23 protein-coding genes are annotated in these 22190 nt (G+C 59.9%); 18 read left to right on the top strand and 5 right to left on the bottom strand.

Annotated elements, in window-relative coordinates:
* The first annotated feature begins 63 nt into the window (after positions 1 to 63).
* A complete protein-coding gene (locus ACI77H_RS14385) occupies positions 64 to 1530 on the top strand; it encodes a purine-cytosine permease family protein (protein ID WP_407012469.1) in 1467 nt (488 codons plus the stop codon).
* On the top strand, positions 1523 to 2452 hold the full coding sequence (locus ACI77H_RS14380; protein ID WP_407012468.1) for a PfkB family carbohydrate kinase: 930 nt from the start codon (positions 1523 to 1525) through the stop codon (positions 2450 to 2452). Before ACI77H_RS14385 ends, ACI77H_RS14380 begins: the two co-directional genes overlap by 8 nt.
* Positions 2453 to 2540: 88 nt before the next feature.
* On the opposite strand, the gene ACI77H_RS14375 is transcribed toward ACI77H_RS14380, so the two are convergent.
* The 3 genes from ACI77H_RS14375 to ACI77H_RS14365 form a co-directional block, all read right to left on the bottom strand.
* Entirely contained in the window at positions 2541 to 2795 is a 255-nt protein-coding gene (locus ACI77H_RS14375; protein WP_407012467.1) for a hypothetical protein, read from the bottom strand.
* Between the two features lie 54 nt (positions 2796 to 2849).
* Positions 2850 to 3188, bottom strand: coding sequence for a hypothetical protein (locus ACI77H_RS14370; protein WP_407012466.1), 339 nt, complete (start codon positions 3186 to 3188; stop codon positions 2850 to 2852).
* Between the two features lie 84 nt (positions 3189 to 3272).
* Positions 3273 to 4475 carry an MFS transporter gene (locus ACI77H_RS14365; protein ID WP_407012465.1) on the bottom strand — a complete coding sequence of 401 codons (1203 nt, stop codon included), beginning with the start codon at positions 4473 to 4475 and terminating at the stop codon, positions 3273 to 3275.
* Positions 4476 to 4668: 193 nt separating this feature from the next.
* On the opposite strand from ACI77H_RS14365, the gene ACI77H_RS14360 reads away from it, so the two are divergent.
* From ACI77H_RS14360 to ACI77H_RS14335, 6 genes are all read left to right on the top strand, one after another.
* Positions 4669 to 5151, top strand: a complete 483-nt coding sequence (locus ACI77H_RS14360; RefSeq protein WP_407012464.1) for an N-acetyltransferase family protein — start codon at positions 4669 to 4671, stop codon at positions 5149 to 5151.
* Positions 5152 to 5321: 170 nt separating this feature from the next.
* Entirely contained in the window at positions 5322 to 6314 is a 993-nt protein-coding gene (locus tag ACI77H_RS14355) for a 2-dehydro-3-deoxygalactonokinase (RefSeq protein WP_407012463.1), read from the top strand.
* A 19-nt stretch (positions 6315 to 6333) separates the two neighbouring features.
* On the top strand, positions 6334 to 6954 hold the full coding sequence (locus ACI77H_RS14350; RefSeq protein ID WP_407012462.1) for a 2-dehydro-3-deoxy-6-phosphogalactonate aldolase: 621 nt from the start codon (positions 6334 to 6336) through the stop codon (positions 6952 to 6954).
* A gap of 46 nt (positions 6955 to 7000) precedes the next feature.
* Positions 7001 to 8149, top strand: a complete 1149-nt coding sequence (gene dgoD, locus ACI77H_RS14345; protein ID WP_407012461.1) for a galactonate dehydratase — start codon at positions 7001 to 7003, stop codon at positions 8147 to 8149.
* Between the two features lie 171 nt (positions 8150 to 8320).
* Positions 8321 to 9631: an MFS transporter gene (locus tag ACI77H_RS14340; protein WP_407012460.1), complete on the top strand. Its 1311-nt coding sequence runs from the start codon at positions 8321 to 8323 to the stop codon at positions 9629 to 9631.
* Positions 9632 to 9691: 60 nt separating this feature from the next.
* Positions 9692 to 10495, top strand: a complete 804-nt coding sequence (locus tag ACI77H_RS14335) for an IclR family transcriptional regulator (RefSeq protein WP_008152270.1) — start codon at positions 9692 to 9694, stop codon at positions 10493 to 10495.
* On the opposite strand, the gene ACI77H_RS14330 is transcribed toward ACI77H_RS14335, so the two are convergent.
* Positions 10496 to 11548 carry an NAD(P)-dependent alcohol dehydrogenase gene (locus ACI77H_RS14330; protein WP_407012459.1) on the bottom strand — a complete coding sequence of 351 codons (1053 nt, stop codon included), beginning with the start codon at positions 11546 to 11548 and terminating at the stop codon, positions 10496 to 10498.
* Positions 11549 to 11739: 191 nt separating this feature from the next.
* Between ACI77H_RS14330 and ACI77H_RS14325 the strand changes: the two genes are divergently transcribed.
* On the top strand, positions 11740 to 12630 hold the full coding sequence (locus ACI77H_RS14325) for an AraC family transcriptional regulator N-terminal domain-containing protein (protein WP_407012458.1): 891 nt from the start codon (positions 11740 to 11742) through the stop codon (positions 12628 to 12630).
* A 171-nt stretch (positions 12631 to 12801) separates the two neighbouring features.
* Here ACI77H_RS14325 and ACI77H_RS14320 read toward each other — a convergent pair whose 3' ends face one another.
* On the bottom strand, positions 12802 to 14466 hold the full coding sequence (locus tag ACI77H_RS14320; protein WP_407012457.1) for an electron transfer flavoprotein-ubiquinone oxidoreductase: 1665 nt from the start codon (positions 14464 to 14466) through the stop codon (positions 12802 to 12804).
* Positions 14467 to 15013: 547 nt separating this feature from the next.
* On the opposite strand from ACI77H_RS14320, the gene ACI77H_RS14315 reads away from it, so the two are divergent.
* From ACI77H_RS14315 to ACI77H_RS14275, 9 genes are all read left to right on the top strand, one after another.
* A complete protein-coding gene (locus ACI77H_RS14315; RefSeq protein WP_407012456.1) occupies positions 15014 to 15763 on the top strand; it encodes an electron transfer flavoprotein subunit beta/FixA family protein in 750 nt (249 codons plus the stop codon).
* Positions 15764 to 16693 carry an electron transfer flavoprotein subunit alpha/FixB family protein gene (locus ACI77H_RS14310; protein ID WP_407012455.1) on the top strand — a complete coding sequence of 310 codons (930 nt, stop codon included), beginning with the start codon at positions 15764 to 15766 and terminating at the stop codon, positions 16691 to 16693.
* 80 nt (positions 16694 to 16773) lie between these two features.
* Positions 16774 to 17610: a substrate-binding periplasmic protein gene (locus ACI77H_RS14305; RefSeq protein ID WP_407012454.1), complete on the top strand. Its 837-nt coding sequence runs from the start codon at positions 16774 to 16776 to the stop codon at positions 17608 to 17610.
* Positions 17611 to 17619: 9 nt separating this feature from the next.
* Entirely contained in the window at positions 17620 to 17976 is a 357-nt protein-coding gene (locus ACI77H_RS14300) for a DUF4398 domain-containing protein (protein WP_407012453.1), read from the top strand.
* Positions 17973 to 18785: an OmpA family protein gene (locus tag ACI77H_RS14295; RefSeq protein ID WP_407012452.1), complete on the top strand. Its 813-nt coding sequence runs from the start codon at positions 17973 to 17975 to the stop codon at positions 18783 to 18785. The genes ACI77H_RS14300 and ACI77H_RS14295 overlap by 4 nt, the downstream gene beginning before the upstream one ends.
* A gap of 212 nt (positions 18786 to 18997) precedes the next feature.
* Positions 18998 to 20437 (top strand): PLP-dependent aminotransferase family protein, encoded by a 1440-nt coding sequence (locus ACI77H_RS14290; protein ID WP_407012451.1) that lies wholly within the window; start codon positions 18998 to 19000, stop codon positions 20435 to 20437.
* 97 nt (positions 20438 to 20534) lie between these two features.
* Positions 20535 to 21008 carry a translation initiation factor 2 gene (locus ACI77H_RS14285; RefSeq protein ID WP_407012450.1) on the top strand — a complete coding sequence of 158 codons (474 nt, stop codon included), beginning with the start codon at positions 20535 to 20537 and terminating at the stop codon, positions 21006 to 21008.
* A gap of 165 nt (positions 21009 to 21173) precedes the next feature.
* Entirely contained in the window at positions 21174 to 21428 is a 255-nt protein-coding gene (locus ACI77H_RS14280; protein ID WP_407012449.1) for a YkgJ family cysteine cluster protein, read from the top strand.
* Between the two features lie 41 nt (positions 21429 to 21469).
* Positions 21470 to 22075: an START domain-containing protein gene (locus tag ACI77H_RS14275; protein ID WP_407012448.1), complete on the top strand. Its 606-nt coding sequence runs from the start codon at positions 21470 to 21472 to the stop codon at positions 22073 to 22075.
* Positions 22076 to 22190 lie beyond the last annotated feature (115 nt).

Here is a 22190-nt window from a genome sequence, read left to right as displayed (position 1 = left end):
GGCTGTTGTTTTCGTCTTCCGTCATTGCCCATAACCACAACAAAGGCAACAGGAGCATTTCACATGAGTTCATCGAATGCCGGGCAAAGCGCCGGGCAACTGGAAACCCGTGGCATCGAGCCGGTGCCGGAAGCGGAGTGCAACGGTCATCCGCTGCAGCTGTTCTGGGTTTGGTTCGCCGCCAACATTTCCATCCTTGGCCTGCCGCTCGGCGCCACGCTGGTGGCGTTTCGCGGCTTGGCGATCTGGCAGGCGATCATCGTCGCGATCCTCGGCGCCGCCGGTTCCTTCGCGGTGGTCGGGATCATTTCCATCGCCGGTCGCCGTGGTCGGGCACCGAGCCTGACGCTGTCGCGGGCGATCTTCGGTGTGCGCGGCAACATCGGCCCGACGCTGGTTTCATTGATGTCGCGGCTGGGTTGGGAAACCGTCAACACCACCACCGCTGCGTTCGTGTTGCTGTCGCTGTGCTCGATCCTGTTCGGTTCGCCGGTGGAGGCCAAAAGTGCGCCGGTGTTGACCCTGATCTTCATCGCGATTTTCGTGCTGCTGACGTTGTCGGTGTCCGGTCTCGGTCACGCGACGTTGCTGGTGATTCAGAAGTGGGCGACTTATGTGTTCGGCGCGCTGAACATTCTGGTCGGCGGTTTCCTCTGCGCCACCATCGACTGGAGCGCTGTGTTCAACGCCACGCCTGCGCCGCTTAGCGCGATGATCATCGGCGTCGGCACCATGGCCGCCGGCACCGGGATCGGTTGGGCGAATGCCGGTGCGGACATGTCGCGCTATCAGCATCGCAGTGTCAAAGCGGCGCGTCTGGTGGCTTCCGCCGCGTTTGGTGCGGGGATCCCGCTGGTGTTGCTAATCACCCTCGGCGGCTTGTTGTCGGTGGGCAACAACGACCTGGCGTCGGCCACTGACCCGATCATCGCGATCCGCGACATGTTGCCGACCTGGATGGCCGTGCCGTACCTGATCACTGCGTTCGGCGGCCTGCTGCTGTCGAACAACCTGTCGGTGTACTCCGCCGGTTTGACCACGCTGACACTCGGCTTGAAGGTCAAACGCGTCTACGCCGTGGTGGTCGACATCGTTGCGATTTTCGCCGGTTCGATTTACTTCATGCTGATCGCCGACAGTTTCTACGGCCCGTTCATCACCTTCATTTCGCTGCTGGCGGTGCCGATCACGGCGTGGGTCGGGATCTTCGTCGTCGACCTGATTCACCGTCATTACTACAGCCCCAAAGACTTGCTGGACGTCAGCCCGAGCAGTGCCTACTGGTATCGCGGCGGCGTCGAGTGGCGTGCATTCGGTGCGTGGGCCGTGGCGATCGTGCTGGGTTTCAGCTTCACCACCATTGGCACCACCGAACAAACCGTCTGGTTCCGCGGGTTCCTCTCCGACTCGTGGCTGGGGCATAACGGCCTCGGCTGGATCGTCACGTTCCTGGTCGCCGGCGGGATTTACTTCGTACTCGGTGGCGCCAAGGATCGCCGCGCCGCGCTGACCGAGGGTGCTCATGCCTAGATTGCTGCACACCGGCCAGGTCATCATCGACTTGGTCATGGCCGTGGATAAACTGCCGCAGCCCGGCGGCGATGTACTGGCGCAATCCGCCAGTTTCGAAGCCGGCGGTGGCTTCAATGTGATGGCTGCGGCGCAGCGTAATGGCTTGCCAGTGGTTTACCTCGGCCGTCATGGCACCGGTCGTTTCGGTGATCTGGCGCGGGAAGCGATGAAGGCGGAAGGCATTCGCATCGGCATTGCTCACAGCGCTGAACGCGACACGGGATTGTGCGTGGCGATCACGGACGCCTCGGCCGAACGCAGTTTTGTTTCCTATATCGGTGCCGAAGGCGAAGTGACTGCCGAGGACTTGGCGAGCGTGCCGGTCGAGGCGGGCGATTATGTCTACGTCAGCGGCTATAGCCTGTTGCATGTCGGCAAGGCTCAGGCGTTGGTGGATTGGGTGCTGGCGTTGCCTGCCGGGATCAGCGTAGTGTTCGACCCGGGGCCGCTGGTGGATTCGCCGGATGCGCCGTTGATGCAGGCGTTGTTGCCGCGCATTGACCTGTGGACCAGCAACAGCGTCGAAGCGCTGCGTTTTACCGGGGCGTCGGACATTGCCGAGGCGCTGGATCGATTGGCCGCGCATCTGCCGTCGAAGGTGTTGATGGTGGTGCGCGATGGGCCGCAAGGCTGCTGGATAAATCAACACGGCGAGCGTCAGCAGGTGCCGGGATTCAAAGTGGATGCGGTGGACAGCAATGGCGCCGGGGATGCGCATGCCGGGGTGTTTGTGGCCGGGTTGGCGCAAGGTCTGTCGGCCCGTGAGGCGGCACGGCGCGCGAATGCGGCTGCTGCTTTGGCAGTGACGCGCTGGGGGCCGGCGACTTCGCCTGGAGTGGCAGAGGTGGATGCGTTGATCAGCAAGAATTTCGGCGCCTGACGGGACGCCATCGCTGGCAAGCCAACTCCTACAAGGAATCACGTAATTCTTGTAGGAGCTGGCTTGCCGGCGATAGGCCCCCAAACGTTTACACGTCCAGCTTGCGCGCCGCTTCAACCCCGGCCGCACTTAGCTTGATCGGCAAATTCAACGAGTGTTCACCGGCCTCGTTGCAGGTCACATGCCCCTGCTGAATCAACCCGCGATCCTGCAGCGTGGCGAGGGCGCTGGCCACGACTTTCTCCCCCCGGTAATTGTCCAGAACCTCTTTGCCCAGCCCGCTCGGGTGGGCGTGCAACAGACGGGTCAGGACTTCTTTCTCAAGGTTTTTATCGACGTTCATGGTTACCTCTTCATGGATGTGGACAGGTATTGCGGTGTCACTCGCGTCGGCGATTTATTGGCTGGTGCCGCCTTCGGAACCCGAGCCACCGGTGGTGGTTTTCGAGCCGATGCCGGGGCCGGCGTTATCGGGTGTCTGGGTGTCCGGCATGTTCATCCCACCTTGACGGCCTGCGTCGTTGCCCTGGGTCCGCGGGTCGGTGCCCGTGGATGGCGGCAGGCTGCTGTCGACGCCGGTGCCATTAGTGTTGATGCCGGGTGCGCTTTGAGTGGCGGGGGCTTTGGGTTTTTCGACCGGGTCGGTCGGGCCGGTACCGGAGGCGGTGTTCGCGGCGAAGGCGGCAGAGGACAGCAGGGTAGCGAGGGCGAGGGCGGTCAGTCGGGACATGATCATGGTGTCGTCTCCATTGAATTAGAGTCCTTACCCGATATTGGTCCGCCCCCGATTTGGTTTGGTGCCTGATGAACGACGAACGGTTCAGGCCCGTTGTAACGTTTTGACCGTGTAGCGCCGCCAGAGCAAGCGGCCCACGGTGATCAGCCAGTTCAACAGCGCGACGGCGAGAACCGTAAGCAAAAGTGTCGCCATCCCGTGCTCGACGATGATCTTCCCGGCCAGCCACGGAAAACCGAACACGCCGATGAAGTACGACAGACTGAACAACAGCAAGGCTTGCGCGGTGGTGCCGCCCGGTGCTTCATTCGCGGCCAGGCCGTTGATCACCGAATACGTCAGCCCGTAACCGACGCCCAGCATCATCGCCGCCAGCACGTAGCTGAAGCCGCTGTCGACCACGAAACCGAACATCACGATCGAGCCTGCCATCAGCCCCGACAACAGGCAAGACGCGCGGAACGGATCGCGCTTGACCACGAACCCGGCGATCACCATCCGACTGCTGATCGCCGCGCCCATGAAACCGAAAAAGAACAGCGAGTAGTCCAGCGAACGAGCCGCCGCGTAGCTGGTTTGAAAGCTCGACAGACCGCCGAACACGCAACCGCCGAGGCCGACCATGATGATCGGGAACAGCGCTCTGGAGGACAACACCTGAGCCGTTGCGCGCCAGGAAATGCGCGCGACGGCGGCGGTGGCTGAGGGCGATTTTTTCAGCTGCGAATCTAGGCGCCAGAACAGCAAAACGCCGATCAGGCTGGCCAGTGCCGCGAGGTAAAACGCCGCCGTCACCGGATAGCCGAGCGCACTGGCCGCACGGCCCAGCAACGGTCCAGTGCCGATGCCGGTCATCATGCTGCCCGACAGCAGCGCAAAGTATTTCGCGCGTTGGGCGGGCGTCACCAGGCTCGCGACGATGATCGGCCCGAGCGTGTAAAAAACACCCCAGCCCAACCCCAGCAGCAGTCCGAAAAACAGCAGCAGATTGCCGAACCCCGGCGTCAGTGCAAAGCCCAGGCTGGCCGCCACCAGCAGCACGCCGAACAACGCGATCGAGCGCGCCGCACCGAGCAAATCGGCCAAGTGTCCCGAGACCATTACCGCGGCAAATGTACTGAGCATCGCCGCGGAGATCACGCTGCCGGCATCGTGTTCATTACCGCCGCGCGAGCCGATCAACAGCGACAGCAAAAACGTCGATCCGTAGGACAGCGACAGCAAATAACTGGCGAGGCAAAACAGGCCGAACAGTTTGCTGCAGACTTGAGGTGGTGCGCTAGACATGACGCGGTTCCTTGACCCGATAACGGTGATGTCATCTATCTATCATGCAAGGCGCCGATGTTAGGTCTGAGGTTATCGATTCCAGGGTTAGTGGTGGGCGGAGTAATGTCCTCGGCGCGCCACAATAATCCCTGTGACGCGCGCACCGCGCCGACTTAGTATGGCGTTTTCCACTTTTGACGAAGGCACGTCCATGACGATCGAGATCCGCCCGGCGACCCCCAGCGATGCACCGCAAATCCTCGGGTTCATCACAGAACTGGCCGATTACGAACGTGCCCGCCACGAAGTCATCGCCAGCGTCGCCGACATCGAGCGCAGCCTGTTCAGCGAAGGCGCCACCGCCCACGGCCTGATCTGCCTGCGGGACGGTTTGCCGATCGGCTTTGCGGTGTTCTTCTTCAGCTATTCCACCTGGCTCGGCAGCAATTGCCTGTACCTCGAAGACCTCTACATCACCCCCGAGCAGCGCGGTGGCGGCGCCGGTAAAACACTGCTGCGCCACTTGGCGAAAATTGCCTGCGCCAATGATTGCGGGCGTTTTGAGTGGAGCGTGCTGGACTGGAACAAGCCAGCTATCGAGTTCTATGAATCCTTGGGTGCCCAGCCACAGGAAGAGTGGGTGCGGTATCGGATGGATGGCGCGGTGTTAAGGGATTTTGCTGCGGGCCATTGATCGCTTAAAGAATCGCAGCCTTCAGCAGCTCCGACAGAGGGAGCTGCCGCCGGCTGCGTTTTTTTTGACACATCCCAAAATATGGGATGTGTATTTATATATTGAGATTTGTGCTCGCCCGGGTTTATAGTTCAGCTCACTCACTGCCAATAAACAAAACAGGTGAAGCGATGCTGGCGCAATTGATCGCGCTCGATTGGGGGACAACCTCATTACGTGCTTACAAACTCGCCGCGGGTGGCCAGGTGCTCGAACAGCGTTCGCTGTCATCGGGAATCATGCAGCTACCCCGGACGCCGCGAATCATTAATGGCCAGGCATGCACCGACGGTTTTGAACTGGCCTTTGACGAGGCCTGCGGTGACTGGCTCGACGCGCAACCCGCTTTGCCGGTGATTGCCTGCGGCATGGTTGGCAGCGCGCAAGGCTGGCGCGAAGCGGCCTACCGCGACACCCCGGCAAACGTTGCCAATCTTGGAACTTCCCTACAAACCATTCGCAGTCTTCGTGGTGTCGATGTGCACATCGTGCCGGGCGTGATCCAGCGTTCGCGCTTGCCGAACGTGATGCGCGGTGAAGAAACCCAAGTCCTTGGCGTGCTGCAAAACCTCCCGGACGGGGCGGGCAGCGATTGGTTGATCGGCCTGCCGGGCAGTCATTCGAAATGGGTGGAAGTGGCCGACGGTTGCATCGTGCATTTCGATACCTTCATGACCGGTGAAGTCTTCGCCGTGCTCAGCGAACACAGCATTCTGGGGCGCACCCAGCAGCGGGGCGCGTCTTTTGATGGCGACGCGTTTGACCGTGGGGTGCAAGTGGCCTTGTCGGTGGAGGGCGAGATCGGCCCGCTATCGACGCTGTTCAGTGCCCGCAGCCTCGGGCTGACCGGCGAACTGAGCGGCAGCGCGCAACCGGACTATTTGTCCGGACTGCTGATCGGCCATGAGCTGTCGGCGCTGGCCACGGTTCAGCGGCGCCGGCGCAACAGCGTCGATCTGCCGTCGATCATCCTCATCGGTAATTCCCAACTCTGTGCCCGCTACAGCCGGGCGCTCGACGCCTGCGGTTTTGCTCGCGTGACGCTCGCCGAACACGCCACCGAACGCGGGTTGTGGCTGTTGGCGCTCGCCGCCGGGCTGATCGCTCCCAACCCATCCCGTTAAACCTGACTGGAGGTCTGACATGCTCAAACAAGCATTGGCGCAAAACGGTTTGATCGCAATCCTGCGTGGCCTGCGCCCGCAGGAAGCGGCGGCTATCGGAGAAGTCCTTTACGCCGCCGGATTTCGCGTCATCGAAGTGCCGCTCAATTCCCCCGAGCCGTACGAAAGTATCCGCATCCTGCGCAATACCTTGCCTGCCGATTGCCTGATCGGCGCCGGCACGGTGTTGACGCCGGAACAGGTCGAGCAAGTGAAAGCCGCCGGCGGGCAAGTGATCGTCATGCCGCACAGCGATCCTAAAGTGTTGCGCGCAGCGAAAGCGGCGGGGCTGTTCCTTTCGCCGGGTGTAGCGACGCCGACCGAAGCCTTCGCCGCACTGGCCGAAGGCGCGGACGTGCTGAAGATGTTTCCGGCCGAGCAAATGGGCCCGGCGGTTGTAAAAGCCTGGCTAGCGGTACTGCCCGCCGGGACGATTCTGGCGCCGGTGGGCGGGATCACCCCGGAGAACATGCAGGTGTTTATCGACGCGGGCGTCAAAGGTTTTGGCCTCGGGTCCGGGTTGTTCAAACCGGGCATGACTGCGGAGCAAGTGGCGTCCAACGCCAAGGCCTACGTCGCTGCATGGAACGCTCTGCGTTAAGACTTTTTGGCGCCGAGCGCGCTGCATCTAACAAGAGAAAAAAGAGATGAAAATCACCAAACTGACCACCTTCATCGTTCCGCCACGCTGGTGTTTCCTCAAGGTCGAAACCGACGAGGGCGTGACCGGTTGGGGCGAGCCCGTGGTCGAAGGCCGCGCCCACACGGTGGCAGCCGCCGTTGAAGAATTGTCCGACTACCTGATCGGCAAAGACCCACGCAACATCGAAGACATCTGGACCGTGCTCTATCGCGGTGGTTTCTACCGGGGCGGTGCGATCCACATGAGTGCGCTGGCCGGTATCGACCAGGCGTTGTGGGACATCAAGGGCAAGGCGTTGGGGGTGTCGGTCAGCGATCTGCTCGGTGGTCAGGTGCGCGACAAGATTCGTGTCTATTCGTGGATCGGCGGTGACCGTCCGGCAGACACCGCGCGTGCAGCGAAAGAAGCGGTGGAGCGTGGTTTCACTGCGGTGAAAATGAACGGCACCGAAGAGCTGCAATTCCTCGACTCCTTCGACAAAGTCGACTTGGCGCTGGCCAACGTCGCTGCCGTGCGTGACGCGGTCGGGCCGAATGTCGGCATTGGCGTCGACTTCCATGGCCGGGTGCACAAGCCCATGGCCAAGGTGCTGATGAAGGAACTCGATCCGTACAAACTGATGTTCATCGAAGAGCCGGTGCTCAGCGAAAACTATGAAGCGCTGAAGGAACTGGCGCCATTGACCAGCACGCCGATTGCCCTGGGTGAGCGCCTGTTCTCGCGCTGGGATTTCAAGCGCGTGCTCAGCGAAGGTTACGTCGACATCATCCAGCCCGATGCTTCCCACGCGGGAGGCATCACCGAAACCCGCAAGATCGCCAACATGGCCGAAGCCTACGACGTGGCGCTGGCGCTGCATTGCCCGTTGGGGCCGATTGCCCTGGCGGCGTGTCTGCAACTGGACGCGGTTTGCTACAACGCTTTCATCCAGGAACAGAGCCTGGGCATCCACTACAACGAGAGCAACGATCTGCTGGATTACGTCAAGGATCCGCAGGTGTTCGATTACGACAAAGGCTTCGTGAAGATTCCGAACGGTCCGGGCCTGGGCATCGAGATCAACGAGGAATACGTGATCGAACGCGCCGCGGTCGGGCATCGCTGGCGCAACCCGATCTGGCGCCATGCCGATGGCAGTTTTGCCGAGTGGTGAGTCCTGTCTGACCCATCACGCATCCCTGTAGGAGCTGGCTTGCCAGCGATAGCGGCATCACATCCAGCATTGATGTGACTGACAGAACCCCATCGCTGGCAAGCCAGCTCTTACAGGGGGCAGTGCAAGTCTTTCGAACGACCTCAATAAACATAAGAAGAGGCATTCCCCATGCAACCGCAAACCCTCACCGGGCAGGCGTCGTTGGTGGCGCCCAGCCGCAAGCGTTTTTTCATCATGGTCCTGCTGTTCATCACCGTGGTGATCAACTACCTGGACCGCAGCAACCTCTCTATCGCCGCCCCGGCGCTGACCAGCGAACTGGGCATCGACCCGATCCACGTCGGATTGATCTTCTCCGCGTTCGGCTGGACCTACGCCGCCATGCAAATCCCCGGCGGCTGGCTGGTGGATCGCGTCCCGCCGCGCATTCTCTACAGCATCGCGTTGTTGCTGTGGTCGATCGCCACGGTGATGCTCGGTTTCGCCGCCAGCTTCATCGCGCTGTTCGTCTTGCGCATGGCGGTCGGTGCCCTGGAAGCGCCGGCGTATCCGATCAACAGCCGCGTGGTTACGACCTGGTTTCCCGAGCGGGAGCGCGCCACGGCTATTGGTTTCTACACCTCCGGCCAGTTCGTCGGGTTGGCGTTCCTGACGCCGGTACTCGCCTGGTTGCAGCATGAATTTGGCTGGCACATGGTGTTTGTCAGCACCGGTGCGGTGGGCATTCTCTGGGCGGTGATCTGGTACGCGGTGTATCGCGAGCCACGGGATTTCAAAGGCGCCAATGACGCCGAAATCGACCTGATCCGCGAAGGTGGCGGGCTGGTGGATATCCAGGCTGAGCAAGCGAAGATCAAGGCGAAATTCAGCTGGACCGACCTCGGCATCGTCCTGACCAAACGCAAGTTGTGGGGCATCTACCTCGGTCAGTTCTGCCTCAACTCGACGTTGTGGTTTTTCCTGACGTGGTTCCCGACCTACCTGGTGAAATATCGCGGCATGGACTTCATCAAGTCCGGCCTGCTGGCGTCGTTGCCGTTTCTCGCGGCTTTCGTCGGCGTGCTCTGTTCCGGGTTCTTTTCCGACTTCCTGATCCGTCGCGGTTACACGGTGGGTTTCGCCCGCAAGCTGCCGATCATTGGTGGTTTGCTGATTTCCACCTCGATCATCGGCGCCAACTTCGTCGAGTCGACGCCACTGGTGATTGCCTTCCTCGCGTTGGCGTTCTTCGGTAACGGGTTGGCTTCGATCACTTGGTCGCTGGTTTCAACGCTGGCACCGGCCCGCTTGTTGGGGCTGACCGGCGGCGTGTTTAATTTCATCGGCAACCTGTCGGCGATCACCACGCCGATTGTCATCGGTTTCCTCGCCACCGGTGATTCGTTCGCTCCGGCGATCACCTACATCTCGGTTCTGGCGTTGATCGGTGCGCTTTCCTACATTCTGCTGGTCGGGAAGGTCGAGCGTATCAAGTTGTAGTCGCAGCCGTCGGGCGACCATAATGCCGCCCGTTCCCTCGCTCAACGGTAAAGGCTGGATATGCAGGAAGACGCCCCAAAAATCGCCAAGGACGCCGCGCCGACCGGCACCCAGACCCTGCTTCGCGGTCTGGGTGTGGTTCAGGCTGTGGCCAGTGGCGCCCGCGATCTCAAGGAAATCGCCCGGCTGATCGGTACGACGCGCAGCACCACCCATCGTCTGGCCAGTTGCCTGGTGGACGAGCGTTATCTGCGCGTGGTGCCGCAAGTCGGGTATCTGTTGGGGCCGAAGCTGATCGAGTTGGGCTTTCAGGCGCGCGAGGAACTGCCGCTGGTGACGTTGGCCGGGCCATATCTGGATGAGTTGTCGGCGTTGACCGGCGACACCATTCACCTGGCGATTCGCGAGGGCGACGAGGTGCTGTACCTGCACAAGAATCCGGGGCGCAATGGCCCGGAAATGCGCTCACGGGTCGGCCACCGCATGCCGTTGGCGCGCACCGGGATCGGCAAGGCGCTGATGCTCGATGACACGCAGGAAGAATGGCAACGGCTGTACGAAGTCAGCCTGCCTGCAGGTGGGAAAAATCAGTTCTGGCCGCAGCACCCGGAGCAATCCTGGGAGCAGTTTCAGCAGCGCATGGTCGAGTACGTGGCGGGTGGTTACGCCTTCGATCTGGAAGACAACGAACCGTCGATCCGCTGCGTGGCGGCGCCGATCCGTGATGCGAGCAAGCGCATCGTTGCCGGTATCAGCATCGCCAGCACCGTGCCGTACATGCCGCTGGAAAAAATGGCCGAGCTGATTCCCCTGATCAAAGGGGTCACAGCGCGGCTGTCGGCAGAGCTTGGCGCTAAGGTCTGATCAGACTTTCAGCGTCGCCATGTCGATGACGAAGCGGTACTTAACGTCACCGGCAATCATGCGGGCGTAAGCTTCGTTGATCTGGCGGATGTCGAGCATTTCAATGTCACAAGTGATGTTGTGCTCGGCGCAGAAATCCAGCACTTCCTGGGTTTCTGCGATGCCGCCGATCAGTGAGCCGGCCAGCACGCGACGGCCCAACACCAGTTTTGCCGCGTGGACCGGTGGATCAACCGGTTCAATCAAACCCACGAGTATGTGCACACCGTCGAAACGCAGGGTGTCGAGGTAGGGATTAAGGTCGTGCTGTACCGGAATGGTGTCCAGCAGGAAGTCGAAATACCCCGCCGCAGCCTTCATTTGTTCGGCATCGGTGGACACGATCACATGGTCCGCACCCTGACGACGACCTTCTTCAGCCTTGCTCGCCGAGCGGGTGAACAGTGTGACTTCCGCGCCCATTGCCTTGGCAAACTTGATGCCCATGTGGCCGAGGCCGCCCATGCCGAGAATTCCGACCTTGTCACCAGCCTTGACGCCGTAGTGCTTGAGCGGCGAGTAGGTGGTGATGCCGGCGCAGAGGATCGGCGCGGCACTGGCCAGTGCAAGTTTTTCCGGGATGCGCACTACAAAGTGCTCGCTGACCACGATGCTGTCGGAGTAACCGCCCATGGTGTTGCTGCCATCCACGCGGTCCGGTGTGGCGTAGGTCATGGTCGGACCTTCGAGGCAATACTGCTCGAGATTGGCCTGGCAGGCTTCGCAGCTACGGCAAGAGTCGACCATGCAACCGACGCCGACCAAATCGCCGACGTTATGCCGTGTGACATTCGCACCGATGGCGGTAACTTTGCCTACGATCTCGTGGCCGGGCATCAGCGGGTAAACGGCAATGCCCCACTCGTTGCGTGCCTGATGGATGTCGGAATGGCAGACGCCGCAGTACAGAATTTCGATTGCTACGTCGTCGGCGCGTGGGCTGCGGCGTTCGAATTTTACCGGGGCAAGGGGAGTGGTGGCCGACTGGGCGGCGTATCCGATGGCGGTGTACATGGTGGGCCTCGCAAAAGCAGTGACAGGTGAGGTGGCGCATTCTGGGCGCCGCACCTTTGCGCGGCCATGGCGATTCCTCCGGGTGTCATGCCTATTCCTCCGGCATCGGCGTTCGTTTGGTCAAATGGGCGATCAGACCTGCGATGATGCTTTCATCCCTTTTTCCGTGATTTTTTTTGTGAAGAGCTCTCATGTTGCTGACCCGTCATCTCGATGCCAATGCCACGCTGGTTTCGCTGATTGAGCCACTGGCGACCCGCGATGGTTTCACTCAGACCGCGTTGCCCGGTGTGCAAGTCTTGCGCGCGAGTTGCGATGTTGCGCGGGGCCCGCATATTTATGAACCGAGCCTGATGATCATCGCTCAAGGCAGCAAACTGGCGTATCTGGGGCCGCGGACTATGGAATACGGCGCCGGGCATTACCTGATCCAGGCGTTGCCGGTGCCGTTCGAGTGCGAAACCTTTGCCGCGCCGAATGCGCCGCTGCTCGGGGTTTCCGTGGCCATCGACCGCGTGTTGCTGGGGGAACTGGTGCTGGCCATGGGGCTGGCGCCGGGTCGGCACATTGCGGCGCAGACGCCGGAGTCGATGACCTCGGTGGTGCTTGACGACGGTATGCGCGGCTGCGTGGAACGGCTGTTGCGTTGTCTGCACGATCCACTGGAAGCGCGGATCATGGGGCCGTCACACTTGCGCGAGTTGTTGTTCGTCGCGTTGCGCGGGCCGCAAGCGGATGTATTGCGTGCGCTGGTGGAGCAGCAGGGGCAGTTCGCCCGTGTCGCGGCGTCGATCAGTCATCTGCATGCGCACTACGCCGAACCCTTGAACGTCGAGACCCTGGCCAGTTGCGCGAACATGAGTGCGTCGACCTTTCATGAGCATTTCAAGCGCAGCACGTTGTTGTCGCCGGTGCAGTATCTGAAGCGCTTGCGCTTGCTCAAGGCGCAGACGTTGCTGGTGGCGGAAGGATTGGGTGTGGCGCAGGTGGCGCATCGGGTCGGGTATCAGAGCACGTCGCAGTTCAGTCGCGAGTACAAGCGCTACTTTGAGCGTAATCCTGGGGATGAGCGCGCTGCCTGATGCCAGGCACCGCTTCGCGGTGATCGCTGGCAAGCCAGCTCCTACAAGGATAGGGGTGAAACGAGATCCTGTAGGAGCTGGCTTGCCAACGAAGGCGGCATTCCAGTCAACAAAATCTGCAGGCAACAAAAAGGCCCCCATTTCGGGAGCCTTGTTGTTCAGCGATTCAACTTACATGTTCGGGTAAGTCGGGCCGCCAGCACCTTCCGGCGCCACCCAGGTGATGTTCTGTGCAGGGTCCTTGATGTCGCAGGTCTTGCAGTGAACGCAGTTCTGGGCGTTGATCTGGAAACGCTTCTCGCCGTCTTCCTTGGTCACCACCTCATACACGCCAGCCGGGCAGTAACGCTGGGCGGGTTCATCGTACAGCGGCAGGTTCTTGCTGATCGGGATGCTCGGGTCGGTCAGCTTCAAGTGACAAGGCTGCTCTTCTTCGTGGTTGGTACCGGAGATGAACACCGAGCTGAGCTTGTCGAAGCTGATCTTGCCGTCCGGTTTCGGGTAGTCGATCTTCTTGCAGTCGGCTGCCAGCTTCAAGCAAGCGTAATCCGGCTTGGTGTCGTGCAAGGTGAACGGCAGTTTGCCGCCGAAGATGTTCTGGTCGAGCCAGTTGAAACCACCACCAACGATTGCGCCGAACTTGTGGATCGCCGGGCCGAAGTTGCGGCTGGCGAACAGTTCGTCGTAGAGCCAGCTCTTCTTGAAGGCGTCGACGTAAGTGGTCAGTTCTTCGGTGCCGTCCTTTTCAGCGAACAGCGCTTCGGCCACGGATTCAGCGGCGAGCATGCCGGACTTCATCGCGGTGTGGCTGCCTTTGATCTTGGCGAAGTTCAGGGTTCCGAGGTCGCAACCGATCAGCGCACCGCCCTTGAAGACCATTTTCGGCAGCGAGTTCAGGCCGCCCTTGCAGATGGCGCGGGCGCCGTAACTGATGCGCTTGCCGCCTTCCAGGTATTGCTTGAGCACCGGGTGATGCTTGAGGCGCTGGAACTCGTCGAACGGCGACAGGTAGGTGTTGCTGTAGGAAAGGTCGACGATCAGACCGACCACCACCTGATTGTTTTCCAGGTGATAGAGGAAGGAGCCACCGGTGTTCTCGGTGCCCATGATGTCCAGCGGCCAGCCGGCGGTGTGCACCACCAGGCCTGGCTGATGCTTGGCCGGGTCGATTTCCCAGATTTCCTTCAGGCCGATACCGTAGTGCTGGGCGTCGGCATCGCTGTCGAGGTTGAAGCGCTTGATCAACTGCTTGCCGATGTGGCCACGGCAACCTTCGGCGAACAGCGTGTACTTGCCACGCAGTTCCATGCCCGGGGTATACAGGCCTTCTTTTGGGTTACCTTCGCGGTCAACACCCAGATCGCCGGTGATGATCCCGCGCACTACGCCGTTCTCGTCGAACAGTGCTTCCTGAGCGGCGAAGCCGGGGTAGATTTCCACGCCCAGGTTTTCGGCCTGTTGGGCCAGCCAGCGGCACAGGTTGCCGAGGGAGATGATGTAGTTGCCTTCGTTGTGCATGGTCTTGGGCACAAAGAGGTCAGGAATCTTTTGCGCGCTCTCGGCGTTTTTCAGCACGAAGATGTCATCGCGTGTGACCGGCGTATTCAGCGGCGCGCCAAGTTCTTTCCAGTCCGGGAACAATTCGTTCAGGGCGCGTGGTTCGAACACGGCACCGGACAGGATGTGAGCACCCACTTCGGAGCCTTTTTCGACCACGCAGACGCTGATTTCCTTACCGGCTTCAGCAGCCTTCTGCTTCAAACGGCAGGCGGCGGAAAGACCAGCGGGGCCGGCACCGACGATGACCACGTCGAATTCCATGTATTCGCGTTCCACAGGTTATCTCCTACTCAAGGCTCAACAGTTTTTTTTCTAATTGGAGGTTTGGTGTCGCATCCATGAAATCCTGCGCGAGGCAGGAAGAGGACAATCGATGAACCACCTTTCTCTTTGGGTGGCGCATTATATCTACACCACTCTTAGCGTCCAATACAAACGTTTGTTTGAATCGGCTCAAAGCCAGAGAAATCAAAGTCACGCGGCTTATGACTGGCCATTTTGCCGTATTGACCGGAATAGGCGTTCCGGTCAAGATACGGTCGGTTTTGCGCTCGCCGTAGGCTGACTGTTGGTTTCAAGAGCACCTCTAAAGACAGGGCGATGGCAGTACAAGGTGATGCGCGGCGCAGTGATGGCGCGCAGTCTACACGCCGCGATATTGAATGACTTGTCGGTCACCACTGACGAACGGTCATCAACATCATGAGCGATGGTCACTTGAGACTTATGCCGGCGTTTTTAGAGGTGCCCTTGCGCCCGATGAGCATCAACCGCCAGGTTCGCCTAGGCGACTTTCTTTTCACCGGAGAGTAACGAGGAATCCATGAAGGTTCTTGTAGCTGTCAAACGCGTTGTGGATTACAACGTCAAGGTTCGCGTCAAGGCGGACAATTCCGGCGTCGACCTCGCCAACGTCAAGATGTCGATGAACCCGTTCTGCGAAATCGCAGTGGAAGAAGCCGTACGCCTGAAAGAGAAAGGCGTTGCGACTGAAATCGTCGTCGTCTCCATCGGCCCGTCCACCGCTCAAGAGCAACTGCGCACCGCGCTGGCTCTGGGTGCCGACCGCGCCATCCTCGTCGAATCCGCTGAAGATCTGACTTCCCTGGCCGTTGCCAAGCTGCTCAAAGCCGTTGTCGACAAGGAACAGCCTCAGCTGGTGATCCTCGGCAAACAAGCCATCGACAGCGACAACAACCAGACTGGCCAAATGCTCGCTGCATTGAGCGGCTACGGTCAGGGCACCTTCGCTTCGAAAGTCGAAGTGACCGGCGACTCGGTTGCCGTGACCCGCGAAATCGACGGCGGCGCGCAGACAGTTTCCCTGAAACTGCCGGCCATCGTCACCACCGACCTGCGTTTGAACGAGCCGCGCTACGCGTCCCTGCCAAACATCATGAAAGCCAAGAAGAAGCCTCTCGAAGTGCTGACTCCGGACGCTTTGGGCGTTTCCACCGCCTCCACCAACAAGACCGTGAAAGTCGAAGCGCCAGCTGCACGCAGCGCGGGTATCAAGGTCAAATCGGTGGCTGAACTGGTCGAGAAACTGAAAAACGAAGCGAAGGTAATCTAAATGACTATCTTGGTTATTGCTGAACACGACAACAAAGTGCTGGCCCCGGCCACGCTGAACACCGTGGCCGCTGCTGCCAAAATCGGCGGCGACGTCCACGTGCTGGTTGCCGGTCAGGGCGCTGGCGCCGTGGCTGAAGCCGCTGCGAAAATCGCTGGCGTGGCTAAAGTGCTGGTGGCTGACAACGCTGCCTACGCTCACCAACTGCCGGAAAATGTTGCGCCATTGGTTGCCGAGCTGGGCGCTGGATACAGCCACATACTGGCTGCCGCGACTTCCAACGGCAAAAACATCCTGCCGCGCGTTGCCGCTCAGCTGGACGTTGACCAGATATCCGAGATCATCTCGGTTGAAAGCGCTGACACCTTCAAGCGCCCGATCTACGCCGGTAACGCCATCGCTACCGTTCAGTCGAACGCTGCGGTCAAAGTGATCACCGTGCGTGCCACCGGTTTCGACCCGGTTGCCGCTGAAGGTGGTTCGGCTGCCGTTGAAGCCGTTGCTGCTGCGCACAACGCCGGCACGTCGAGCTTCGTCGGTGAAGAACTGGCCAAGTCCGATCGTCCGGAACTGACCGCTGCCAAAATCGTCGTTTCCGGCGGTCGTGGCATGCAGAACGGCGACAACTTCAAACACCTGTACGCCCTGGCCGACAAGCTGGGCGCTGCTGTTGGTGCTTCCCGCGCCGCGGTTGACGCAGGTTTTGTACCCAACGACATGCAGGTCGGTCAGACCGGCAAGATCGTTGCTCCACAGCTGTACATCGCGGTCGGTATCTCCGGTGCGATCCAGCACCTGGCCGGCATGAAAGACTCCAAGGTGATCGTTGCGATCAACAAGGACGAAGAAGCGCCGATCTTCCAGGTGGCCGATTACGGCCTGGTGGCGGACCTGTTCGAAGCCATCCCTGAGTTCGAGAAGCTGGTCTAATCCAGCCGCTTGACCTATAAAGAGCCCGACCATTTGGTCGGGCTTTTTTTTGTTCAGGATTTGAGTGGGAGATTGTCGCCATGGATCTGCACCCTGTGTATCGCTGGTCATTGCTGCTGGGTTTGACGCTGTTGCCAACGCTGTCCACTGCGGCAGGCAAGTGCGAACGCCTGGTGGTCACCGGTAGCCCGGATGCGCCGCCGTATCTGTGGCAAGACCCGCAAAACCCCAAGCACCTGATCGGTGCCAGTGCCGACCTGTTGCAACAAGTAGCAGGGCAGTTGGGCATCAAAGTCGAGATGCTCTATGCAGGGAAACGCGCTCAGGCGCTGGAGGAAGTGCGCAGTGGGCGCATGGACATGCTGGCCGACGCACCGTTGACGGTCAGTGAACCGGACACCCTGGATTACATTCATCCGCCGTTGCTGGAAAACGATTACCTGGTCTGGACCCGAAAAGACTCGCCACTGGTTTACAACCAGACGCAGGACCTTCACGGTCATCCCGGCGCGTTGTCGGAAAAATCTCGAATGACCCCGGCATTTGGTACGTTCGCTGAGCAGCAATTGACCCTCGTACGCACGCCAAACCTGACCCAGGCTTTTCAGAAATTGCTGTTGGGGGAAGTGGAATTTGTCCTTGCTGGACGCTATTCGGGCATGGCGGCCGCGCAGGCCCTGAGCATGGCCAATGACCTCGTCGCGCGCTCACAACCGGTCGACAAACCCGGCCTGTTCCTCGCGGTTTCCCATAACTCTGCCTGCAACGATCCGTGGTTGCGCGGACAGCTGGCCAAAAAGATGACAGAATTGCCCGCGTCCGGACTGACGGAAGCCGTGCTCCAACGTAACATCGAGCGCTGGAAAGCGCAGCAACAGCAGCCGCCGCAACAACCCGTCAGTACCCCAAAACAGTAGGGATTTTTAGTGAGTATTCGACCTCTTTTCGCTGCCCTGGCCGTTCTGGCTCTGGCGGGTTGTGCAGCCGATCCGGCGCCGAATGAACAAATACGCCTGACCGAACAGGTACTCGTGCAAGCCAAAGCCGTGGGTGCCACCGCGGACGATGTGCCGGAAATGAAACTGGCCGAAGAAAAATTCGCCCGTGCCCAAGGTGATATGGCCGATCAGTCTTACAAACATGCACGCATGCGCGCCGAACAGGCCGAACTGGACGCTCGTCTGGCCGAAGCCAAGGTCCTGACGCTCAAAAGTGAAGAGAAGCTGGATCTTCTCAACACCCGCATCACTCGATTGCGCAAGCAAGTGGGAGATGCCCAATGAACCTTACGTCCAAAGCTATCGGCGGGTTGATCCTCCTGGGCTGTGCCAGCCTCTATGGCTGCGCTGGTCAGCACAGTGAAGCCGCGTTGCAAGAAGCGGGTGCCGACTTTCAGAAGGTGAAAGAAGATTCCAACGTGCTGCGAATCGCGCCGAAAGACGTGATCCGTGCCGGTGAATCCCTGGCCCGCGCCGATCGCCTGTCCAGCTACTGGGGCAGCGGATCCGACGTGGTGCATTACGCCTACCTGAGCCAGCGCTACAGCGAAATCGCTCGGGAGCACACCAACCAGGTACTCAACGAAGAGCGCGCGGCCAAGCTCGAACTGGAGCGTCAGCGGCTGCAACTGGCCCTGCGCGAATCCAAACTGCTGAGTGTGCAGCAGCAAGGCAAGTGGCTCGAAGAACAGATTGTTGCGCTGGCGACGACTCAGACTGATCGTGGCCTGGTGATGACCCTCGGCGATGTGCTGTTCGATACCGGCGAAGCGGAGCTGAAAAACTCGGCGAACCGCGTGGTATTGAAGATCGTGCAGTTCCTGCAGCTCAATCCCAAGCGCGTCGTGCGCATCGAAGGCTACGCCGACAGCACCGGCGGCAAGCAGGAAAACCTCAAACTGTCCCGTGACCGTGCGCAATCGGTGGCCGACGTGCTGATGGATCTGGGCATCGACGACAAGCGTATCCAGGTCGAAGGTTATGGTGACGAATACCCGGTGGACGCGAATGCCTCTGAACGGGGGCGGGCGCAGAACCGTCGGGTGGAAATTGTGTTCTCCGACGAAAAAGGCCAGCTCGGCGCTGCCCGCTAAGGGCTGCGTCACTGGAAAACCCGGCCTGCCAGACAGCGCCGGGTTTTTTTGTGTCTGCCAATTCCCCCACATTCTTCATAAATAGCAGTACAGATTTTGCTGACACTGCACTGTACGGTCGACTAATGTGGCAACTGTCCCCGTACACTTCTAAACTGTTCCGGTATTGTTTCACACAAGAATAAAATGCCCGTGAAATCGAGTGCTGCGTCATGACCAATCTTTTGCTCTACCAACGTATTGCTCAACAACTGGCCGAAGACATCCGTCGTGGTGTCTATCAACCGGGGGAGCGCGTGCCTTCGGTGCGCAAGATGAGCTCGCAGCTCAATGTCAGCCATGCAACGGTGTTGCAGGCGTATGCCAATCTCGAGGATCAGGGGCTGATCCGTGCCCGGCCGCAGTCGGGTTACTACGTGCATCAGACGCCGGCCCTGACTGCGCCGACACCGGACATCGCCCGGGTCGAACGGCCCGGCCTGGTCACTCGCAGCAGCATCATTCAACAAGTGTTGGTCGAATCCCGTCGCGAGGGCGTGTTTCCCCTGGGCGCGGCGGTACCGAGCGTCGATTACCTGCCAGTGCGAGCGCTGCATCAGCAGTTGGCCAAAGTCACCCGATTCCATAGCCCACGGGCATTCAGCTACATGTTCAGCCCCGGTTTTGAACCGTTGCGGCGGCAAGTGGCGATTCGCATGCGCGATGCCGGCGTGGTGGTCGATCCGTCGGAAGTGGTGATCACCCACGGCTGCGTCGATGCCCTGCAGATGTCCCTGCGCGTTCTGACCCGGCCGGGCGACCTGATCGCCGCCGAGTCGCCGACCTATTACGGTTTGCTGCAACTGGCCGATCTGCTGGGCCTGAAAGTCATCGAAATCCCTAGCGATCCGGCGACCGGCATGAGCCTGGAAGCCCTGCAACTGGCAGCGAATCAGTGGTCGATCAAAGCACTGGTGCTGACCACGCGCCTGAGCAATCCGCTGGGCGGCACCATGCCCGAAGAGCGGCAGAAACAACTGCTGCGCCTGGCCTCGGATTTCGATATTCAGGTGGTCGAAGACGACATCTACGGCGAACTGATGTTCGAGCAGGGCCGCACCAAGGCACTCAAGGCCTACGACCGGCTGGATCGGGTGATCTACTGCTCAAGCTTCTCCAAGACCCTGTCCCCGGGTGTGCGGATTGGCTGGATGATTGCCGGCAAGTACCAGCAGGAAATCCAGCGCTTGCAGACCTTCAGCACGCATTCGGCTTGCAGCGTCACGCAGATGGGGATTGCGGCGTATCTGGAAAATGGCGGTTACGACCGGCATTTGCGCTTCATCCGTCAGGAGTACCGCAAGAACCTCAGCGCTTTCCAGCTCGCGGTGCAGCAGTATTTTCCGGAAGGCACGCAGATGACCCGGCCTACCGGCGGCTTCATTCTGTGGGTGAGTCTGCCGGGACGGGTCAATACACAAGAACTTCATGTGCGAGCGTTGCAGCAAGGCATCAGCATTGCGCCGGGGCTGATTTTCAGTAACACCGAGCAGTTCAATCACTGCATTCGGCTGAACTGCGGCATTCCCTGGAATCGCGAGGCCGAGCGTGCGTTGATGACCCTGGGCATGCTGGCTACCCAGCTCTGCCAGGAGATGGCCGGCGGAATGTGAGGGGGCGGGCGGGTAATCCCTGCCCGAGCTTGTCATGTTGCGTCCAACAAGCGAGCATATGCCCTCTGCCGATAATGCCGTTATCCCCGTTGGGTCCATGAAACCGATTTTTCCTGCCGCCTGGTTGTCGATCTGCCTGTTGTTGACCTTCAACTCGGAAGGCGTCATGGCGGCATCCGCTCAGGAAAAACCGGCGGCCAGCGCGACGTCGAAAAAACCGGCACCGACAAAGAAAGCCACGCCGGTCAAAAAGAAAGCGGCTGTGCTGAAAAAACGTCCGCCCGTTGCCTCAAAATCGAAATCGGCCAGCGAAGTGGTGAAAACCAAGCTGCCTTCGGCTGACCTGGATTTGAGCTTGCCCGAGGACATGGCCGAAGAGTTGAAGCCGATCGGTACAGTCGCGCTGCCCCGGCACGACGCCGTGTTGCCAAAAATGTTTGGAGAGAAGGCCGGCAGCTCTCCTTTTCAGCTCAACGGGCGACTGATCAGCAACGAAATGAAGTTGCAACTGCGTAACGAAGAGCGTCGGGACGTCGATGGCGCGGCGCTGGAATTCGAGTTCAAGCAGTAAATCCTTCCTTGGCGTGACCCGCAGGCCAGACGCTTTGTCGGAGACTGGTCAGTCACGCTGGTTTGAGCGTAAAAACCCGGTAGCAGGTAATTTAAAACAACTGTTTTAGCGGTTACTCTGTGCCCCGTCCTTTAACACATCACCCGTCGCGAGGAGCTCGTCGTCATGAAATGCCGTGAAGGCTGTGGCGCCTGTTGCATTGCCCCTTCCATCAGTTCACCGATTCCCGGCATGCCCAATGGCAAAGCCGCCGGAGAACGTTGCGTACAACTTTCTGTCGAAAACCTGTGCAATATTTTCGGCAACCCGGAGCGTCCTGCCGTTTGTTCGGCGTTCGAGGCCGACGTTGAAGTCTGCGGAAGCAGCAGTGACGAGGCGATCAAATTGCTGGGATGGTGGGAGCAGATGACGGCGGCGTGATGTGTTCTACGAACGGAACTTCAACAATAAGGAATAAGACTATGGGTTCGCTGCATCGAATGGCTGTGCTGTGTGGTTTGACGGTTTTGCTGGCGACTGCCGCCGCACAGGCCGAAGACTGGAAGGTGGCCAAGAACGAAGACGGCATCAAAGTGTCCTTGAGTGAAGTGGCCGGCTCTGACTACAAGGCTTATCAGGGCGTTACCCTGATGAAAACCACCATGGCCAAATTGCGCGCGCTCCAGGAAGACGTGGCGGGCGCGTGCTCGTGGATTCACGAATGCAAACAGCAGAAGCTACTCAAGCACGAAGGCGATCAGAGCTGGACCTACACCCAGTTCAATACTCCATGGCCAGTGACCGCGCGTGATTCGGTGTTGCACATCACGACCACCGAAGGCGCGGATGGCAGCCTGACCCGCAAGCTCGAGGGCGTACCGAAGTACATTCCAGAAGAAAAAGGTTTTGTGCGGGTCGTCAAGGTCGAGGGTTTCTGGAAGTTGGTGCCCAAGGGTGATCAGGTTGAAGTGACTTATCAGGTACACACCGAGCCAGGTGGTAGCGTGCCTTCGATGATTGCCAACAAGTTTGTGGTTGATGCGCCGTTCAATACTTTGAAAGCTCTGAAAGAACGCGCCGAGAAATAATCGCCCCGTTCCTTTTATAAAACGCCCTGACTTGATCGGGGCATTTTTTTGGGTGAGGCGGTGTGTTTGATGGGTGTACCTCCGTTGTTGGGGGCTCGGCGACTTATGGTTCCGC

This window comes from Pseudomonas sp. O230 (assembly GCF_045447035.1).
Lineage (GTDB): Bacteria > Pseudomonadota > Gammaproteobacteria > Pseudomonadales > Pseudomonadaceae > Aquipseudomonas.
Note: the sequence above shows the minus strand (reverse complement) of the source record. Positions and strands in the feature narration are given on the sequence as shown.

Bases quoted from the DNA above. Each gene is read 5' to 3' on its own strand.
- ACI77H_RS14315 (WP_407012456.1), top strand. From the start codon at position 15,014: ATGAAGGTTCTTGTAGCTGTCAAACGCGTTGTGGATTACAACGTCAAG.
- ACI77H_RS14280 (WP_407012449.1), top strand. From the start codon at position 21,174: ATGAAATGCCGTGAAGGCTGTGGCGCCTGTTGCATTGCCCCTTCCATC.
- ACI77H_RS14290 (WP_407012451.1), top strand. From the start codon at position 18,998: ATGACCAATCTTTTGCTCTACCAACGTATTGCTCAACAACTGGCCGAA.
- ACI77H_RS14360 (WP_407012464.1), top strand. From the start codon at position 4,669: ATGACGATCGAGATCCGCCCGGCGACCCCCAGCGATGCACCGCAAATC.
- dgoD (WP_407012461.1), top strand. From the start codon at position 7,001: ATGAAAATCACCAAACTGACCACCTTCATCGTTCCGCCACGCTGGTGT.
- ACI77H_RS14330 (WP_407012459.1), bottom strand. From the start codon at position 11,548: ATGTACACCGCCATCGGATACGCCGCCCAGTCGGCCACCACTCCCCTT.
- ACI77H_RS14305 (WP_407012454.1), top strand. From the start codon at position 16,774: ATGGATCTGCACCCTGTGTATCGCTGGTCATTGCTGCTGGGTTTGACG.
- ACI77H_RS14375 (WP_407012467.1), bottom strand. From the start codon at position 2,795: ATGAACGTCGATAAAAACCTTGAGAAAGAAGTCCTGACCCGTCTGTTG.
- ACI77H_RS14385 (WP_407012469.1), top strand. From the start codon at position 64: ATGAGTTCATCGAATGCCGGGCAAAGCGCCGGGCAACTGGAAACCCGT.
- ACI77H_RS14275 (WP_407012448.1), top strand. From the start codon at position 21,470: ATGGGTTCGCTGCATCGAATGGCTGTGCTGTGTGGTTTGACGGTTTTG.
- ACI77H_RS14285 (WP_407012450.1), top strand. From the start codon at position 20,535: ATGAAACCGATTTTTCCTGCCGCCTGGTTGTCGATCTGCCTGTTGTTG.
- ACI77H_RS14340 (WP_407012460.1), top strand. From the start codon at position 8,321: ATGCAACCGCAAACCCTCACCGGGCAGGCGTCGTTGGTGGCGCCCAGC.
- ACI77H_RS14325 (WP_407012458.1), top strand. From the start codon at position 11,740: ATGTTGCTGACCCGTCATCTCGATGCCAATGCCACGCTGGTTTCGCTG.
- ACI77H_RS14310 (WP_407012455.1), top strand. From the start codon at position 15,764: ATGACTATCTTGGTTATTGCTGAACACGACAACAAAGTGCTGGCCCCG.
- ACI77H_RS14295 (WP_407012452.1), top strand. From the start codon at position 17,973: ATGAACCTTACGTCCAAAGCTATCGGCGGGTTGATCCTCCTGGGCTGT.
- ACI77H_RS14355 (WP_407012463.1), top strand. From the start codon at position 5,322: ATGCTGGCGCAATTGATCGCGCTCGATTGGGGGACAACCTCATTACGT.
- ACI77H_RS14370 (WP_407012466.1), bottom strand. From the start codon at position 3,188: ATGATCATGTCCCGACTGACCGCCCTCGCCCTCGCTACCCTGCTGTCC.
- ACI77H_RS14350 (WP_407012462.1), top strand. From the start codon at position 6,334: ATGCTCAAACAAGCATTGGCGCAAAACGGTTTGATCGCAATCCTGCGT.
- ACI77H_RS14380 (WP_407012468.1), top strand. From the start codon at position 1,523: ATGCCTAGATTGCTGCACACCGGCCAGGTCATCATCGACTTGGTCATG.
- ACI77H_RS14365 (WP_407012465.1), bottom strand. From the start codon at position 4,475: ATGTCTAGCGCACCACCTCAAGTCTGCAGCAAACTGTTCGGCCTGTTT.
- ACI77H_RS14335 (WP_008152270.1), top strand. From the start codon at position 9,692: ATGCAGGAAGACGCCCCAAAAATCGCCAAGGACGCCGCGCCGACCGGC.